Annotated in this window: 15 protein-coding genes and 2 tRNA genes; 13 read left to right on the top strand and 4 right to left on the bottom strand. The window is 50.7% G+C overall.

The features are described 5' to 3' along the window. Nucleotides 1-31 precede the first annotated feature (31 nt). From nqrC to guaD, 5 genes are all read left to right on the top strand, one after another. Complete coding sequence (gene nqrC, locus EZ315_RS02320; protein WP_135470269.1) at nt 32-736, top strand: NADH:ubiquinone reductase (Na(+)-transporting) subunit C; 705 nt, start codon at nt 32-34, stop codon at nt 734-736. A 22-nt stretch (nt 737-758) separates the two neighbouring features. Further along, complete coding sequence (locus tag EZ315_RS02325; protein ID WP_170957436.1) at nt 759-1,385, top strand: NADH:ubiquinone reductase (Na(+)-transporting) subunit D; 627 nt, start codon at nt 759-761, stop codon at nt 1,383-1,385. Nucleotides 1,386-1,388: 3 nt separating this feature from the next. Next, on the top strand, nt 1,389-2,006 hold the full coding sequence (gene nqrE, locus EZ315_RS02330) for an NADH:ubiquinone reductase (Na(+)-transporting) subunit E (protein WP_135470273.1): 618 nt from the start codon (nt 1,389-1,391) through the stop codon (nt 2,004-2,006). A gap of 23 nt (nt 2,007-2,029) precedes the next feature. After that, nucleotides 2,030-3,295, top strand: a complete 1,266-nt coding sequence (nqrF, locus tag EZ315_RS02335; protein WP_135470275.1) for an NADH:ubiquinone reductase (Na(+)-transporting) subunit F — start codon at nt 2,030-2,032, stop codon at nt 3,293-3,295. Between the two features lie 211 nt (nt 3,296-3,506). Next, nucleotides 3,507-4,901 (top strand): guanine deaminase, encoded by a 1,395-nt coding sequence (gene guaD / locus EZ315_RS02340; protein WP_197731910.1) that lies wholly within the window; start codon nt 3,507-3,509, stop codon nt 4,899-4,901. A 2-nt stretch (nt 4,902-4,903) separates the two neighbouring features. Here guaD and EZ315_RS02345 read toward each other — a convergent pair whose 3' ends face one another. Further along, the gene (locus EZ315_RS02345) at nt 4,904-5,422 is read right to left on the bottom strand and encodes a GNAT family N-acetyltransferase (RefSeq protein ID WP_135470277.1); all 519 of its coding nucleotides are present in this window, start codon (nt 5,420-5,422) and stop codon (nt 4,904-4,906) included. Nucleotides 5,423-5,535: 113 nt separating this feature from the next. Here EZ315_RS02345 and EZ315_RS02350 point away from each other — a divergent pair, with 113 nt between their 5' ends. After that, entirely contained in the window at nt 5,536-5,808 is a 273-nt protein-coding gene (locus tag EZ315_RS02350; protein ID WP_160651277.1) for a hypothetical protein, read from the top strand. Here EZ315_RS02350 and recO read toward each other — a convergent pair. Continuing rightward, on the bottom strand, nt 5,774-6,493 hold the full coding sequence (recO, locus tag EZ315_RS02355; RefSeq protein ID WP_135470281.1) for a DNA repair protein RecO: 720 nt from the start codon (nt 6,491-6,493) through the stop codon (nt 5,774-5,776). The genes EZ315_RS02350 and recO overlap by 35 nt on opposite strands. Nucleotides 6,494-6,609: 116 nt before the next feature. Between recO and EZ315_RS02360 the strand changes: the two genes are divergently transcribed. From EZ315_RS02360 to EZ315_RS02385, 6 genes are all read left to right on the top strand, one after another. Next, nucleotides 6,610-6,681 (top strand) — tRNA-Glu (locus tag EZ315_RS02360). Nucleotides 6,682-6,710: 29 nt separating this feature from the next. Further along, nucleotides 6,711-6,968: a 30S ribosomal protein S20 gene (rpsT, locus tag EZ315_RS02365; RefSeq protein WP_135470284.1), complete on the top strand. Its 258-nt coding sequence runs from the start codon at nt 6,711-6,713 to the stop codon at nt 6,966-6,968. A gap of 64 nt (nt 6,969-7,032) precedes the next feature. After that, nucleotides 7,033-7,107, top strand: a tRNA-Glu gene (locus tag EZ315_RS02370). A gap of 261 nt (nt 7,108-7,368) precedes the next feature. Further along, a complete protein-coding gene (locus EZ315_RS02375; RefSeq protein WP_135470286.1) occupies nt 7,369-8,541 on the top strand; it encodes an efflux RND transporter periplasmic adaptor subunit in 1,173 nt (390 codons plus the stop codon). A gap of 12 nt (nt 8,542-8,553) precedes the next feature. Then, nucleotides 8,554-11,637: an efflux RND transporter permease subunit gene (locus tag EZ315_RS02380; protein WP_135470288.1), complete on the top strand. Its 3,084-nt coding sequence runs from the start codon at nt 8,554-8,556 to the stop codon at nt 11,635-11,637. After that, on the top strand, nt 11,634-12,818 hold the full coding sequence (locus EZ315_RS02385; RefSeq protein WP_135470290.1) for a TolC family protein: 1,185 nt from the start codon (nt 11,634-11,636) through the stop codon (nt 12,816-12,818). Before EZ315_RS02380 ends, EZ315_RS02385 begins: the two co-directional genes overlap by 4 nt. A gap of 88 nt (nt 12,819-12,906) precedes the next feature. On the opposite strand, the gene EZ315_RS02390 is transcribed toward EZ315_RS02385, so the two are convergent. After that, a complete protein-coding gene (locus EZ315_RS02390; protein ID WP_170957437.1) occupies nt 12,907-13,533 on the bottom strand; it encodes an HAD family hydrolase in 627 nt (208 codons plus the stop codon). A gap of 206 nt (nt 13,534-13,739) precedes the next feature. Here EZ315_RS02390 and EZ315_RS02395 point away from each other — a divergent pair, with 206 nt between their 5' ends. Then, complete coding sequence (locus EZ315_RS02395; RefSeq protein ID WP_135469735.1) at nt 13,740-14,966, top strand: transposase; 1,227 nt, start codon at nt 13,740-13,742, stop codon at nt 14,964-14,966. A gap of 315 nt (nt 14,967-15,281) precedes the next feature. Here the strand turns inward: EZ315_RS02395 and dnaB are convergent, their stop codons facing one another. Next, nucleotides 15,282-16,787 (bottom strand): replicative DNA helicase, encoded by a 1,506-nt coding sequence (dnaB, locus tag EZ315_RS02400; RefSeq protein ID WP_135470293.1) that lies wholly within the window; start codon nt 16,785-16,787, stop codon nt 15,282-15,284. Nucleotides 16,788-16,821 lie beyond the last annotated feature (34 nt).

The raw sequence follows: 16,821 nt of genomic DNA on the forward strand, positions 1-16,821 counted from the left end.
CACTAACTCATCGATATATACATCATATATTATGAATAAACAAAGCAACACCTATACCATGATCTATATAATAGTGCTCGTGGTGCTTGTAGGTACAGCCCTGGCCGCGACATCGCTTGCACTGAAAGGGCGTCAGCAAGAGAACATCGATGCTGACAAGATGAGCCAGATACTCTCTGCCGCGCTTATCACCCCTGCAGAGGGAGAGACTGCCACAGACTTCAACCGCTATATCACCGAACAGTACGTGATAAACGCCCAAGGGGAGAAGATCGAAGGCGCAAAGGCATTCGACATAAATGTCGCAGCCGAAAGCAAGCTGCCAGCCGACCGCCGACAGCTGCCGGTGTATGTATGCACCACTCAGGACGGAACTAGAAAATACATACTTCCGGTATATGGAGCAGGGCTTTGGGGCCCTATCTGGGGCTATGTGGCGTTCAATGCCGACGGCTCCACCATATACGGCGCATACTTCGCCCACCAGGGTGAGACCCCCGGTCTTGGAGCAGAGATCGAGAAGCCTATGTTCAGCGACCAGTTCAAGGGGAAACAGGTGATCAAGGACGGTCGTTTCCGCCCCATAGCCGTAGTCAAGGCAGGACAGCAGCCTCTTGACGGCGAGGACTATGTGGACGGCATATCAGGAGGCACCATCACCTCCAAGGGTGTCGGGTCCATGCTCGACAACTGCCTTGTGCCTTATCGCAAATTTCTCCAGTCATTAGCCGATTAACGTGCTCTAACACATCAGAATCATGGCAGAAAAGATAAAAAATACCGACGTACTGTTTAACCCTTTCTCAAAAAACAATCCCGTCGTGGTGCAGGTGCTCGGCATCTGCTCCGTACTTGCCGTCACCGCCAAGCTTGAGCCAGCGATAGTGATGGGCATATCAGTGATCGCCGTCCTGGCTTTCGCGAACGTGATCATCTCACTCATACGCAACACCATCCCCACCAACATACGCATCATAGTGCAGCTTGTGGTTGTGGCGGGGCTTGTGGTAATAGTCGACCAGGTGCTCAAGGCGTATGCCTACAGCGCGTCCAAGCAGCTTTCGGTGTTCATAGGTCTCATCATCACCAACTGCATACTCATGGGCAGGCTTGAGGCTTTCGCCATGGGCAACAAACCATGGCCGTCGTTCCTTGACGGCGTTGGCAACGGCCTAGGCTATGCGATAATCCTCGTGATAGTGGGGTTCTTCCGCGAGCTGTTCGGCTCGGGCACACTTCTGGGATATCAGGTGATACCACAGTGGTGCTACGACAACGGATATGTCAACAACGGACTGATGATCCTACCTCCGATGGCACTCATCGTCGTGGCTTGCGTCATCTGGGTACAACGCAGTATCAACAAAGATCTACAGGAGGACTAAAGAATGGAAAATCTCAACATATTCATCAGGTCGATATTCGTCGACAATATGATATTCGCCTATTTCTTAGGCATGTGCTCGTTCATAGCAGTATCCAAGAACGTGAAGACAGCCTTCGGGCTCGGCATAGCTGTGACATTCATGCTCGTGGTGACCCTTCCGGTCAACTACCTGCTTGAGAACTATGTGCTCCGTCCCGGTGCATTGGTGTGGCTCGGCGAGGAATATGCAACAGTGGACCTCAGCTTCCTCTCTCTCATAATGTTCATAGCGGTGATCGCGTCGATGACACAGCTTGTAGAGATGGCAGTGGAGAAGTACAGCCCCGCGCTCTATTCGTCGCTCGGAATATTCCTACCCCTCATCGCCGTGAACTGCGCCATACTCGGAGGCTCACTGTTCATGCAGCAGCGTGACTTTCCGAGCATATGGACCGCAGTATGCGCCGGGGGCGGATGGGGGCTCGGATGGCTCCTTGCCATCACAGCCATAGCGGCGATACGCGAGCGTCTTGCCGTGTACTCCAACATCCCCCGCCCTCTCCGCGGCGTCGGCATAACATTCATAATCACCGCGCTGATGGGCATAGCGTTCATGAGCTTCCTCGGCATAAAGATCTAAACTACTAAAACTGAACAACGACAATGCTAACGATACTGTCAGGCGTAAGCATATTCCTGATCATCACTCTCACTCTTGTGATAATCCTGCTTATAGCCAAGAAATATCTCGTACACTCGGGCAAGGTGAAGGTCACCATCAACAATGACAAGGTGCTTGAGGCCGATTCAGGCAAGACCCTACTGTCGACATTCGCTGACCACAACATATTCCTGTCGTCGGCCTGCGGAGGCAAGGGCAGCTGCGGTCAGTGCAAATGCCAGGTGTTCACCGGAGGGGGTGACATCCTCCCCACCGAGAAGGTACACTTCTCACGCAAGCAGCAGCAGGACCACTGGCGTCTGGGATGCCAGGTCAAGATCAAGGAGGACTGCTCTGTTGGGATACCTGCGTCAGCCCTTGATGTCAAGGAATGGGAATGTGAGGTCATCTCCAACAAGAATGTGGCAACATTCATCAAGGAGTTTATAGTAGCCCTACCCGAAGGCGCGCATATGGACTTCATACCCGGATCGTATGCCCAAATAAAGATCCCCACATATGAAATGGACTACGACAAGGATATCGACAAATCGCTCATCGGCGACGAGTATCTTCCTGCATGGGAGAAGTTCGGGCTATTCGGGCTGAAATGCCGCAATACCGAGACAACGGTACGCGCCTACTCGATGGCGAACTATCCCGAGGAGGGTGACAGGATAATGCTCACCGTACGCATCGCCACACCTCCGTTCAAACCGAAACCCCAGACGGGATTCCAGGATGTGATGCCCGGCATAGCGTCGAGCTACATATTCACTCTCAAACCCGGCGACAAGGTGGTGATGTCGGGTCCTTATGGTGACTTCCATCCCATAGTGGATTCCAAAGCCGAGATGATGTGGATAGGCGGCGGTGCCGGCATGGCTCCGTTGCGCGCCCAGATAATGTGGCTCACAAAGACCCTTCACACCACTGACCGTGTGATGAACTACTTCTACGGAGCCCGCGCTCTGAACGAGGTGTTCTACCTACAGGACTTCCTGGAGCTCGAAAAGGAATATCCCAACTTCAAATTCCATCTCGCCCTCGACCGTCCCGACCCTGCGGCTGATGCCGCAGGTGTAAAGTACACCCCCGGATTCGTGCATCAGGTGATCTATGAGACATATCTCAAGAACCATCCCGATCCGGAGGATATCGAGTACTATATGTGCGGACCCGGCCCGATGAGTGCCGCCGTCAACAAGATGCTTGATGACCTCGGGGTAGATCCGGAATCGATACATTACGATAATTTCGGAGGATAAAAGCTTAGGCAACAACATATACGGGGGCGCATTCTTTAAGGAAGACGCCCCCATGTCGTATGCAAAGCATAACACTAAAGCCAGAAACCTAAATTCAAGAACTTTTTAACGGTTTACAGGGTTTGTATTATATACGGTCATGACCGTACGACTCAGCCTCATGCCGGAACATATACAATAAATTCACTTTCACTATATCAGCTATACGACAATGAACACCATATCATCACCATCCGCAATCACTAACGGCATGCCACTTAAAAGTGTAAGAGGACAGATGCTGTCGTTCAAAGACGATCCGTTCCTTAAGCCGGCTTCAGAATGCTACGACCATTACCAGGACGGACTGATTGTGATCAGAGACGGAAAAATCATCGATGCGGGAGACTACTCCATTGTCGCGCCAAGATATCCTCAGCTCAATGATATAGACACATACTCCGATGCCCTCATAATGCCTGGATTAATAGACTGCCACACTCACTATGTGCAGTCACCGATGCTCGGTTCATTCGGAGACACTCTGCTCAATTGGCTCAACCGTTACACCTATCCCACCGAATCGATGTTCAGGGACAAGGGGGTTGCCGACGAGGTGGCCCGCATGTTCTTCAGGCAGCTGCTTGAGCATGGCACCACCACAGCCAATGTGTTTGCCACAACATTCGAGACATCGGTGGAGGCGTTTTTCGAAGAATCGGAACGTTACAATACACGAATGATATCAGGGAAGGTGCTTCAGGACCGGAATCTACCCGACTCACTAAAGGATGAGTCGACCGAAGGATCGATACTCCTATCCGAAAGGCTTCTCAACAAATGGCACCGTCGAGGGCGTCAGCTCTATGCCATCATACCACGCTTCGCCCCTACTTCAACACCCGAACAACTTCGTCTCGCCGGAGAGCTATACCGGAGCAACATGGATAAGGGAGTATATGTGCATACACATCTTGACGAGGCTCAAAGCGAGATAGACTGGGTGAGACAGCTCTATCCGTCGCACCCTAACTACACTGAGGTGTACGGTCATTTCGGTCTTCTCGGCAGACGCTCGATAATGGCACACTGCTGCATAGTGCAGGAAGATGAATGGGAGACCCTGCACCGATGCGGATGCGGAGTGGCACACTGCCCTTCTTCCAATCTGTTTCTCGGAGACGGTGAATTCAAGTACTGGGAAGCCAAGGAGAAGTCCCGTCCGATACGTTTCGGAATCGGCACCGATGTGGGCGCAGGCACCAATTTCTCTGTACCACGCCAGCTCAGCGAAGCATACAAGGTGGCAATGCTGCATTCACACAACCTTGATGCGTTGAGAAGCTTCTATCTCGCCACACGCGGCGGAGCAGAGACTCTATGCCTCGGCGACACAATAGGCTCACTGGCTCCGGGATATGAAGCTGACATTGCTGTGATCGATCTGAAACCGTCGGAGTACGCGGAATGGCGCATGAGATTCTCAGACGACATATTCGAAAAACTATTCGTAATAATGACTCTGGGGCTCGATAACATTAACCTCGCCACCTATGTGGCAGGACGCAAGGTATACGACCGCATGCGGGACAGAAAATTCATGTATGCATCCGAAACCGGCAGATAATCTCACTCGGGCTGACCGAGCAGGAGTTCCATGTCCGTAACGTCAAGATACCGTCCGAGCTTGTAGCCCACCTCACTAAAATGGGACACCTCCCTGAATCCGAGCGCCCGGTGGAAACGGCGGCTCCCCTCGTTTTCGGTGGTTATGCAGGCTATGAGGGCATGACAGCCCACATCACGGCATGCATCAATCAGAGTCTCCATAAGCCTGCGTCCCACACCATGGGATGTCAATCCGTGACGCAGATAGACAGTGTTCTCAAACGTGCGCCTGTAGGCAGGTCTCTCTTTCCACTCATGGGCATAACAATATCCGAGTATCTCACCCCCGCGCTCAGCAACGAAATAAGGGTATTCACCTAATATACGCTCGATGCGTCCACGCATATCTTCGACGCTCAGGACAGCCACCTCGAATGACACTGTGGTCTCCCTTACATAATAATTGTATATGTCAGCAATCTGACATGCATCCTCGGGGAGAACCCTCCTTATGGTAATGTCGGAATCTGTCGGTTTCATGCCTGCAAAGGTAGCACAAAATATAATGCGGTTAACATGCGGGGACACTTTTTTAACTCAGTCCGCGCCAACCGGGGGGCACTGAAATGCGTTATACCAATAAAAAACGCGCTATGAACCCTCTTGACACTCACGAAATCCTCATGTGGCTCGCCATTATAGCCATTATTGTGCTGGTATCAATTACAGGCATGTGCATCAACCGCGTGTACATCCATCGTGCCCACCGCAAAGCTCTCGCAGAACTGCGACGCCGGGTCATCGACTCAGCCATGCATTGCGAGAATACATATGATATAAAGAAGGAAACATACAATAACGGACCGGAAATTGACTCAGCCACAATAGATATCAAAACATCGATCTCAGAATCTCAAGCGACCTGATATGGCTCAACGGGGCGACATGCAGACTGTAGTAGCGCAACACGAGGTCAAGTGCGCGCGAACGTTGCTCTCGTGTCAGCCTGAACGATGCCATGTTGGAATAAGTCATCCTCAACATCCCCACTGCCGCCGCGGACTCCTCAGGAGATAGCCACTCACCATGAAGAGGCATGGAGCCACGCCATATACCGTCACGCAGGTCAATCACCATTCCAGGAGCATAGGTGGAAACATCAGGCTCTATGCCGAGAAGCCTCCCGAGATGGAGAAGAAAACAGATATGAAAATTGGCAACAAGTCCGCCATGCACAGAGTCAAGATAACTTATGGAGCTTTCCAGATACCGGTAGACTCTATCGTCAGGGACACTCTCGCGCAGAACGACTGACAGCACCTCGGCAAGAAACATAGCGAGCATCTGTTTTACAGGATGGGTGTGAACCTCGCCGAGCACAATGACCGGACGCACCTGGCGAATAGGCATCACCTCTCTGCCGGGCTTGACATCAGTCTCACACTCCAGTATGCTCAGCGGCATTGTGAGAGCCCTGATCCTTGAAGCACCTTTCCCTTTGCCAGCCGGCACAGCCATAGACACCCTGCCGAGCTCACGACTATATGCCGTGAGAATGCTTTGGGAATCGCTGTAACGAGTTGATTTCAGGGCTATAAATGACAGTTTCATTGGCTCAGGAGGATGATTAAATGCAAAATTAATAAAAAACAATCAAAAAATTTGTCTAATACAAAAAAACTATCTAACTTTGCAATCGCTTTTGAGCAACTATGCTTTTATCGCAAGGCCCATTCGTCTATCGGTTAGGACGCAAGATTTTCATTCTTGAAAGAGGAGTTCGATTCTCCTATGGGCTACAATAAAAACAAAAAATCACTTATCACAGATGGCAAATCATAAATCATCCTTAAAGAGAATCCGTCAGACTGAATCACGTCGTCTCCGCAATCGCTACTATGCAAAGACCGCCCGCAATGCCGTGCGCAATCTTCGCAAGTTGACTGATAAGGCAGAGGCTGAGTCAGCATTCCGCAAGATCGGTGCTATGCTTGACCGTCTCGCTTCCAAGAATGCTATCTCAAAGAACAAGGCAGCCAACCTCAAGAGCAAGCTTGCAAAGCATATCGCTAAGCTCGCAGCTTAATGCCAAGATACTTCCTGACGGCATTCTGTAGCCATCTCTGACAGCAGACAATCCGTCAAGAAACGGCCCATTCGTCTATCGGTTAGGACGCAAGATTTTCATTCTTGAAAGAGGAGTTCGATTCTCCTATGGGCTACCATTTATTGCCATATCCTCCAATCGCATATCCCTCACATCAGGCGTAAACCTAATGTAAGGGGTTGATTTTTTGTATACATAAGCAAAAAGCTTTAACATTTAGTAATACATTACGGATGAATTGTCTCATCATTTTATTGTAATTTTGCAAAGATTCACCGGAATAGTGCAACATCACGAGGGAAGCCACACAGTAATTTTGCATCAGGAAACATCCGGTTTTAAATTCAAAACTCCTTAATATTTTAATAACCATAATCACATGAGACTGAGACCACGCTACAGCATTAAATACCTGTTAATGGTGCCTATATTCGCATTCGGTATGGCTGCATGCGGCAGCCATGAAGGACATTCCCACGGAGAAGAGGGGCATGAACATTCAGAAGAGGGTGCCGACCACAGCCACAAGCATGACCACGGAGACGGTGCTATAGTACTTGAGCCGGAAGAGGCAGAACGTCTCGGAGTGGAGACCGACACTGTGGTTCCCGCTCCTTTCGCAGAGACATTAAAAGTGTCGGGCGAGGTGCTCCCATCATCATCCGACATCGGTACAGTGTCGGCACCGACATCAGGTATAGTACGCATAGCTTCAGGTATAAATCCCGGTTCCCAAGTAAGAGCCGGACAGACCATAGCCTCTGTGACTGCGAAAAATGTGACAGGCGGCGATGCCAATGCAGCAGCACGCGTCGCCATGGAAAACGCTAAACGTGAACTCGACCGTATCACCCCGCTCCTTGCCGACGGCCTGGTGACACGCAAGGACTACAACGATGCCCTCTCTGCCTATGAATCAGCCAAAGCAGCCTACAGCCCTGCTGCGGCAACCGGTGCAGCCACGTCTCCACGCTCAGGTGTGATCACTGCAATAAATGTTAGCGACGGAGAATATGTAGAGACAGGTCAGTCCATAGCCAATGTGGCGAGCAACAGCCGACTCACCCTCCGCGCTCTCGTGCCGTCATCCGAAGCCGCTTTCCTCGGGAAGGTAGCAGGCGCGACCATGACGTTCCACGGCGGAGAGTCAATAGACATAGCCGAACATAATGGCAAACTCCTCAGCTCAGCACCTGCATCGGCAGGGTCGACACCGGGCTACATACCTGTGTTCTTCAATTTCGACGGCACAGCACCTGTGATCCCCGGAAGCGCAACCGAAGTATACCTGAAAGGCGCGCAACGCAACGATGTGATATCCCTGCCCACCGATGCCATAGTAGAACAGATGGGCGAGACATTCGTGTTTATCCGCTCATGCGCCCACAGCTTTGAGAAACGCCCTGTGACATTGGGTAACAGCGACGGAAAGCGCGTGGAGATCATCAAGGGTGTGAAACCCGGAGAGATAGCCGTGGTTAAGGGAGCGACATTCGTACGCCTTGCCGAACAAGCCACCGTAGCCCCCGAAGGACATTCCCACAACCATTAATCCACGGCGACGATGCTTAACAGGATAATAAAATTCTCACTCGACAACAGACTTGCCATCATAGTCCTGTCGGGGCTCATAATGATATACGGTATGATCGTTCTGATGCGTACCGAAGTTGACATTTTCCCTGATCTGAACGCCCCCACCGTGGTAGTTATGACCGAAGCTCCCGGCATGGCTCCAGAAGAGATCGAAACCACTATCACATACCCGATCGAGACCGCTGTAAACGGCGCGTCGGGAGTGAGACGAGTACGCTCATCATCCACCCCGGGATTCTCGGTGGTATGGGTGGAATTCGGCTGGGACACAGATGTGTACCTGGCACGTCAGATAGTAGCAGAGAAGCTCACAGAGCTTGAAGGCAATTTCCCTCCAGGAGCCGGCACTCCGACGCTCGGTCCGCAGTCGTCAATACTCGGAGAGATAATGATCATAGGTCTGACAGCCGACTCCATCACCACCCCCATGGAGCTGCGCACGCTTGCCGACCGCGAGATAGGACCGCGCCTTCTCTCTCTTCCGGGTGTTGCATCCGTGTCAGTGATAGGAGGTGACGCCAAGGAGTACCAGATACTACTCTGCCCAGCCAAAATGCAGCGTCACGGCGTAACCCTCAATGAAGTGCGCGACGCCGTAAACGGTATGAACAGCAATGCAGCAGGCGGTGTGCTCTATGACTACGGCAACGAGTATATAATAAAGGGTGACATAACCACCAATGATGTAAATGAGATTGCCAACACGGTCATAATCAGTGATGCATCACGCATGGTAAGGATCTCCGACATAGCCGAGGTGTCAGCAAAGCCTCAGGAACCGCGCTTGGGTGCAGCATCGGTTAACGCACATCCTGCCGTGCTCATCACCGTGACCAAGCAGCCCGGAGCCGGGACCATAGAGCTTACCGACAATATCGATGCCAAGCTCAATGACCTGAAAAAGACATTTCCGTCAGATGTAGAGATCAATACCGATATATTCCGCCAAAGTGACTTCATAGCACGTTCGATAGGAAATCTGCAAGAGTCGCTCTTCGTGGGGGCGATATTCGTGATAATAGTGCTGTTCTTCTTCCTGATGAACCTGCGCACTACACTCATCTCGCTTGTGGCACTCCCGTTATCCATAATCGTCACCATCATCGCGCTCCACTTCATGGGTCTCACTATCAATACCATGAGTCTCGGAGGTATAGCTATAGCCATAGGCTCGCTGGTGGATGATGCCATCGTTGACGTGGAAAATGTGTACAAACGTCTGCGTCAGAATCTTAAAGAAGGTAAACCAATAATAAAGGTGGTATACGAAGCAAGCAAAGAGGTGAGAATGCCTATATTCAATTCCTCGCTCATAATCATGGCTTCGTTCCTTCCGCTCTTCTTCCTCCAAGGCATAGAGGGAAGGATGCTCATTCCCCTGGGAGTATCGTTCATAGTGTCGCTCATAGCCTCTACGATAGTCGCACTCACCGTCACTCCTGTGTTGTGCACCTACCTTCTCGGCGACAAGAAGATAGCAACCCAGCTTGAGCAGGAGCCTTGGCTGTCACGACGCCTCAGCGTGTGGTATCACGCAGTTCTCGCCAAATCGTTCTCACATATCAAGCCGATACTGATAGGTGTATCGGTACTGTTCCTTGTGTGTATCGGACTGTTCTTCACCCTCGGACGCAGCTTCCTGCCGCCGTTCAATGAAGGCTCACTGACTATCAATGTCAGCACTCTTCCGGGCATATCGCTTGAAAAGAGCGACCAACTGGGACGCGAGGCCGAGAAGATAATACTGTCCATGCCTGAGATACGCACCGTGGCACGCAAGACCGGACGCGCCGAGCTTGACGAACATTCTCTCGGGGTGAACGTAAGCGAAATCGAGGCCCCATACACTCTCGACCAGGGACGTTCACGCAAAGAGATGGTGAGCGATCTGCGCCATAAGCTGTCACATCTTCCAGGTGTCAACATTGAGATAGGCCAGCCGATCTCACACCGTATCGATGCCATGCTCTCGGGCACTGAGGCACAGATAGCCATAAAGCTCTTCGGAGATGACCTCACCAAACTGTTCACCATAGGCAACAAAATCAAGGCTGTGGCATCAACCGTACCGGGTGTGGTGGACGCGAATATCGAGCAGCAGATGGAACGTCCGCAACTCGACATCAAGCCTCGCCGCGATATGCTCGCATATTACGGCATACCCATGAGCCAGTTTGCCGACTTCATACGTGTAGCCCTCGCAGGCGAGACAGTGTCACAGGTCTACGAAAAAGGACGCCCCTTCGACCTTGTCCTTAAAATGGAGTCAGACGCAAGGGAATCCATGGACGATGTAGCAAACCTGATGATAGATTCTCCCAAAGGCAAGATACCCCTGAGCGCAGTTGCGGAAATCACATCGGCAGCCGGACCCAACTCCATCAACCGCGAGAACGTGAGCCGCCGCATAGTGATATCTGCCAATGTGGAGGGACGTGACCTGCGCGGAGTGGTCAATGACATCATGAAGGAGGTGGATGAAGAGATAGAGCTTCCCGAAGGATATTATGTCAATTACGGCGGACAGTTCGAAAGCGAGGCGAGCGCGTCACGCACACTCATGATAGTGTCGGTAATCGCTCTTGTAATCATCTTCCTGCTACTTTACGGCCAGTATCACAACGCTGTGCAGTCAGGCATCATACTTCTGAACATGCCTCTTGCCCTTATAGGCGGAATCCTCATACTTCGATTCACATCAGGCGAACTCAACATCCCTGCCATAATCGGATTCATATCCCTCATGGGAATAGCCACCCGAAACGGCATGTTGCTTATGTCGCGCTACGATACTCTGCGCGATGATGGTGAAAGCCTTATGGACCGTATACTTCACGGATCAGCCGACCGTCTCAACCCGATTCTTATGACAGCTCTCAGTTCAGCTCTCGCCCTAATACCTCTGGCGGTGAACGGCACTCAGCCCGGCAATGAGATACAGTCGCCACTTGCCATCGTCATCCTTGGCGGACTGCTGTCATCGACCCTCCTCAACATATTCATCGTACCTATAATGTATTATCTCACCAACCGAAAAAAAGAAAATAAATGACACTCCGACTTCTGCCTCTCCTCTTAGCAGCATTCATACCTCCAGTCATGGCAGGGGCAACACCGTTTGATGAAGCACTTGCCGAAGTGATGAACAATAACCTGTCGGCACGTGCCGAAGCATCACGCTCACAGATCACGGCAGAGAGCATACTCGGAGAAAACACTCTTGAAGCACCCGAGGCATCATTCTCTCACGTATGGGGCTCGCCCAAAGGAACTGTCAACAAGTGGTCGATATCCGTGAGCCAGTCGTTTGACTGGCCCGGAGTCTATGCCGCACGCCGTGAGGCGGCACGTACTGCAAGCACCGCATCGCAATACCTGCTTGAATCCACCCTGCTCGATCTGCGCCAGGAGACCCGCACCCTCTTCATCGACATCATACACAACACCCAGCTCATCGAGATGCAGTCAGAACTGGCTGAACGCATGAACCAGATGGAGGAATATTACAAGAAAGCTGCCGAAGCCGGAGCCGAGACGCGCCTCGACTACAACAAGACCGTGGTAGAGCGCATTGCCGTGCACCGCGAGCTACACACCCTTGAAGCAGAGAGAAGCACCCTTATAGCAACCCTCGAATCGCTGAACGGCGGCAAGGATGTGAGCGGTATAATATCGAAACTCGGCAACGCCTATCCCATCACCAAAATTCCGACATCAATCAATGAGGCTACAATAAGGGAACGAGACCCGCAATATGCCGCTGCAATGGCGGGTGTGGATGCAGCCAAATCAATGGTAAAAGTCGAGAAACGTTCACGCATCCCTGGGTTCTCCATAGGTTACGAACATGAGAATGAAGGGGAGGATCGTTTCAACGGATTCTCCATAGGTATCACACTGCCGGTGTGGAGCCGCAAACATCAGATCAAGGCGTCCACACTTGAAGCCGAGGCTTCGCTCTTCGATGCCGAACTGGCACTGACACGACGCGTGTCAGAAATGAACAGTGACAAAAAGCAGCTCGACACCCTCCGACACATAATGAACGAATACGAGCCTGTGGTAAATGACAAATCAAACTATGAGCTGCTACACAAGGCTCTAAAGGCAGGTCAGATCACATTCCTGACATACATAGAAGAGGCGAACTATTTCATAGCTGCAAAACGAGACTATCTCGATACGCTCTATGAATATAACCTCATCCTTACCCGCCTCTCGCGATACGAGTAGCATAACAGGAAAAAACCTATATATAATCAGCCATTTAGCATTGAGCTAAATGGCTGATTATATATAGGTTGAAAACCATTGTTACCGTTTATCGGACAGCACTGATACACGCAAGCGAAATCCCATGCATAGAATCAAGAGTAAGGTCGGCAATGGTCTCTACCTTTGAGCGGGGATTAGTAGTGGCAATGCCTATCACTTTCGCCCCTGACGAACGACCTGCCTGCAATCCTTGCATCGAATCCTCGAACACATAACATCTCTCGATGGGTACACCGATCAGTCCGGCACCCTTGAGATACCCCTCCGGATCGGGCTTGCTGCGAGTCACCATCGAACCTGTCACAAGCGCGTCGATCATGCCACGCAATTCGGGTCGCCGGGCAAACAGAAGGTCCATTTTCACATTATCACTGCTGGTCACTATAGCCGAAGGCACACCTGACTCCCTAAGCTCTCTTAGAAACTCCATCACACCCGGATATACAGGATACTGCATATCTGCCTCAAATGCGTGAAGCTCACCGAGTATCCATTCACGGTCAGCCTCAGGAAAGTTCAGCAGAATCTCCCCGATAGTAGTACCCTTGATATCTGCGGCAAATGTAGGCACAAGTCCGTAACGTTCGCCCATGCCTCCCCAAAATTTTGTATATTCGCCCTCGCTGTCCACAAGTACACCGTCGAGGTCAAATAAGATACCTATATTATTCATAATCGTGATATTTGCGGTGACAAAATTACAACTTTTTTGATGAAATCCTCCCATATCGTTTACAGTATTATAATTTCTGACTAAATTTGATGTCTATTATACAATGATTCGGTAAAAATTACCGAAGTAGTTGAAACTTAAGTTAATATCTCGAATTGTCAAATACAAATGAATCGCCAAAGCGTTCATTATAAAAATCTTATACCATGAACGTATTGGCGATTCTCAAAGACTTCACCTTTCGGTGTAAGTCGGTATTTGAAAATACTACAACCAAGATGAGCAAAAGGTTCCTCAACTGGCTGATTTTAACAATACGCACTGTGGCGTTGATTCCGGGCAAAGTCAATTTTACCCGGCTGTCGCGCTATGGCGGTCGTACAGCCAAGACCTTTGCTTCCAATTTCAAGACATCCGTAGACTGGATGAAAGTCAACATAGGTATGGCGCAGGATTGTTTTGAGCCGGCCGATGACATGGCAGTGGCAATCGATCCGTCGTTCATTTCAAAGTCAGGCAGACTGACGTATGGCATAGGCCGTTTCTGGTCAGGGGTGGCACAACGTGTGAAACGCGGTCTGGAGATAATGGCGATCGGGGCAATAAGTCTGAGTAAACATACATGCGTGATGCTCGGTGCTGTCCAGTCACCGAACTTCAGGACTCTTGAATCTGAGAAACAAATGTCAATGCTTGGCTGGTATGTGGCACTTGTCAGGTCAAAGGCGACAGAGCTGCTCTCACTGACGGATATTCTGGTTGCCGATGCCTTCTTTTCCAAATATGAATTTGTGAATGAAGTGATTGGCATGGGATTTCGATTTGTCGGGAGATTACGTGCCAACTCATATCTGAGGTATCTGGCCATACCGGATTCCTCCGCCCCGCGAAGACGCGGCAGAAAGAAAAAGTATGGAGAGAAAGTGGATTTCTCCAACCTTGACATGTCCGTGTTCACTTCATTCATATATGAGGATTCCAAAGGAAACAAAAACCGATGTCACACGGCGGTCGTGCATTCGAGGGCATTGAAACGCGACATCCGTATCGTGGTCTGTCCGGTTGAAAACGCAGAGCCTCTTCTTTACTTCTCTACCGACACCAATATGAGGCCTGAAAAGATCATCGGTTTCTACCGCACCCGCTTTCAGATTGAGTTCGGTATACGCGATGCCAAGCAGTTTACCGGACTTCAGTCACAGCAGACCCGCGACAGGGAGCGGCTTGACTTTGCGTTCAATCTTTCCTTCACTGCCCTCAATGTCTGCAAAGAGGTCATAAGGAAGGATTATCCGGATCTTTCGGTAGCGCAGTTCAAACGGCTTATGTTTGAATCTTATCTCGCCTCAACAATTATTTCGACTTGCGGAAAATCTCCGCATCTAAAAATAATTCAGAAAATAAATCATCGGTTGACTCAGTTAGCGGCTTAGCCTAGGATGAACAACCTAAAATTTTACCGAATCATTGTTATAAAAAACTCATAACACACCCACCCGACTTATGTAAAAGATCAAGAGATATTTCCTCCCCGAAAGCGAGATACCTACCGAATGGTATAATATCCAGGCTGACATGAAAACCAAGCCTCAGCCTCCGCTGTAGGACCGAATCAAACACATGTAGGGCGGGGAATGTTCCCCCGCCCTACTGTTATCAGATATATGGATACGCCTGCTAAAACGGCGGGGCATCGGATGCGGTAGTGGCTGTAATATCGGCTGAACCTCCCTGGAACTGCGCTCCGCCTATGGCATCCATACCTGCCGGGGGATGGCAGAATCCACATCGTTCAACCTCGACTCGCGTTGGCCGCTTGTCACGGAAATCTCTCCGTCCCAGTTCTCGAAGCGGGCATACTTCGACTTGAACCTCATCTTCACATCATCAACACGTCCTGAACGGTGCTTGGCGACAATGAACTCGGCAAGGCCTCGTATATCATTTCCGGCTCCGTCGACCCCTGAACGCAGGTAATACTCGGGACGGTGGATGAAGCACACGATATCGGCATCCTGCTCGATAGCTCCGGACTCACGAAGGTCGCTCAGCTGCGGACGCTTGCCATCCTTTGAATCGGCACCACGCGACTCCACCGAACGGTTGAGCTGCGACAGGGCTACAATAGGTATGTTCAACTCCTTGGCAAGCTGCTTTAATGAACGTGATATCATGGAGACCTCCTGTTCACGTGAACCGAACTTCATGCCTGACGCATTCATCAGCTGAAGGTAGTCGATTATTATGAACGACACATTATGCTCCCTGACAAGCCGTCGGGCCTTGGTGCGGAGCTCGAATATAGAAAGGGAAGCCGTATCGTCGATATAAAGCGGTGCGCTATAGAGATTCTTGACACGCGACATCAGCTGGTCCCACTCCATCTGTGACAGCTGTCCGCTCTTGATCTTCTCACCCTCAATCTCGCAGGTGTTCTGTATCAAACGGTTAACAAGCTGAAGGTTAGACATCTCAAGCGAGAATATCGCCACCGGGATATTGTAATTGACAGCCATGTTCTTTGCCATCGACAGCACAAAAGCAGTCTTACCCATAGCAGGACGTGCAGCAATGATGATAAGGTCACTTCTCTGCCATCCGGATGTGAGCTTGTCAAGCTCATGGAATCCCGATTCAAGCCCCGACAGACCGGATGCCCTGTTAGCTGATATCTGAATCTGCTCGATAGCCGAATTGATCACAGGGTCGATCTGTGTCACATCCTTCTTGACATTGCGCTGGGATATCTCAAAGAGCTTTCCTTCAGCTTCCTGAAGAAGATCGTCCACATCGTAGCTCTCGTCAAATGCCTGTGCCTCGATCTGTGATGCAAAACGTATCAGCTCACGTGCAAGATATTTCTGAGCCACTATACGAGCATGGAACTCGACGTGTGCGCCGGACGCCACCCTCGATGTCAGCTCCGATATACGCAGGGCTCCGCCGGCTGCCTCCAGGTCACCGTTAAGACGGAGCTTCTCGGTGACCGTGAGCATGTCTATGCTCTGCTGGGCTGCACCGAGGCTCTGAATGGCTGCATAAATCTTCTGGTTGGAGGTGTCATAGAAGGATTCGGGCTTGAGAATATCACACACCACAGTGTAGGCATCCTTCTCAAGCATGAGCGCACCGAGCACCGCCTCTTCAAGATCATTATCTCGTGGCGGCACACGCCCTCCATGGTCAAACTGCGACACGTGCTCCGGTCTGGAACGCCTACCGGCATATGTATTGTTGTTATTCTCTTGCGCCATAGGAACTGAATGGTTGATTTTTGAGGACAAAGTT

Source organism: Duncaniella freteri (assembly GCF_004766125.1).
Lineage (GTDB): Bacteria > Bacteroidota > Bacteroidia > Bacteroidales > Muribaculaceae > Duncaniella > Duncaniella freteri.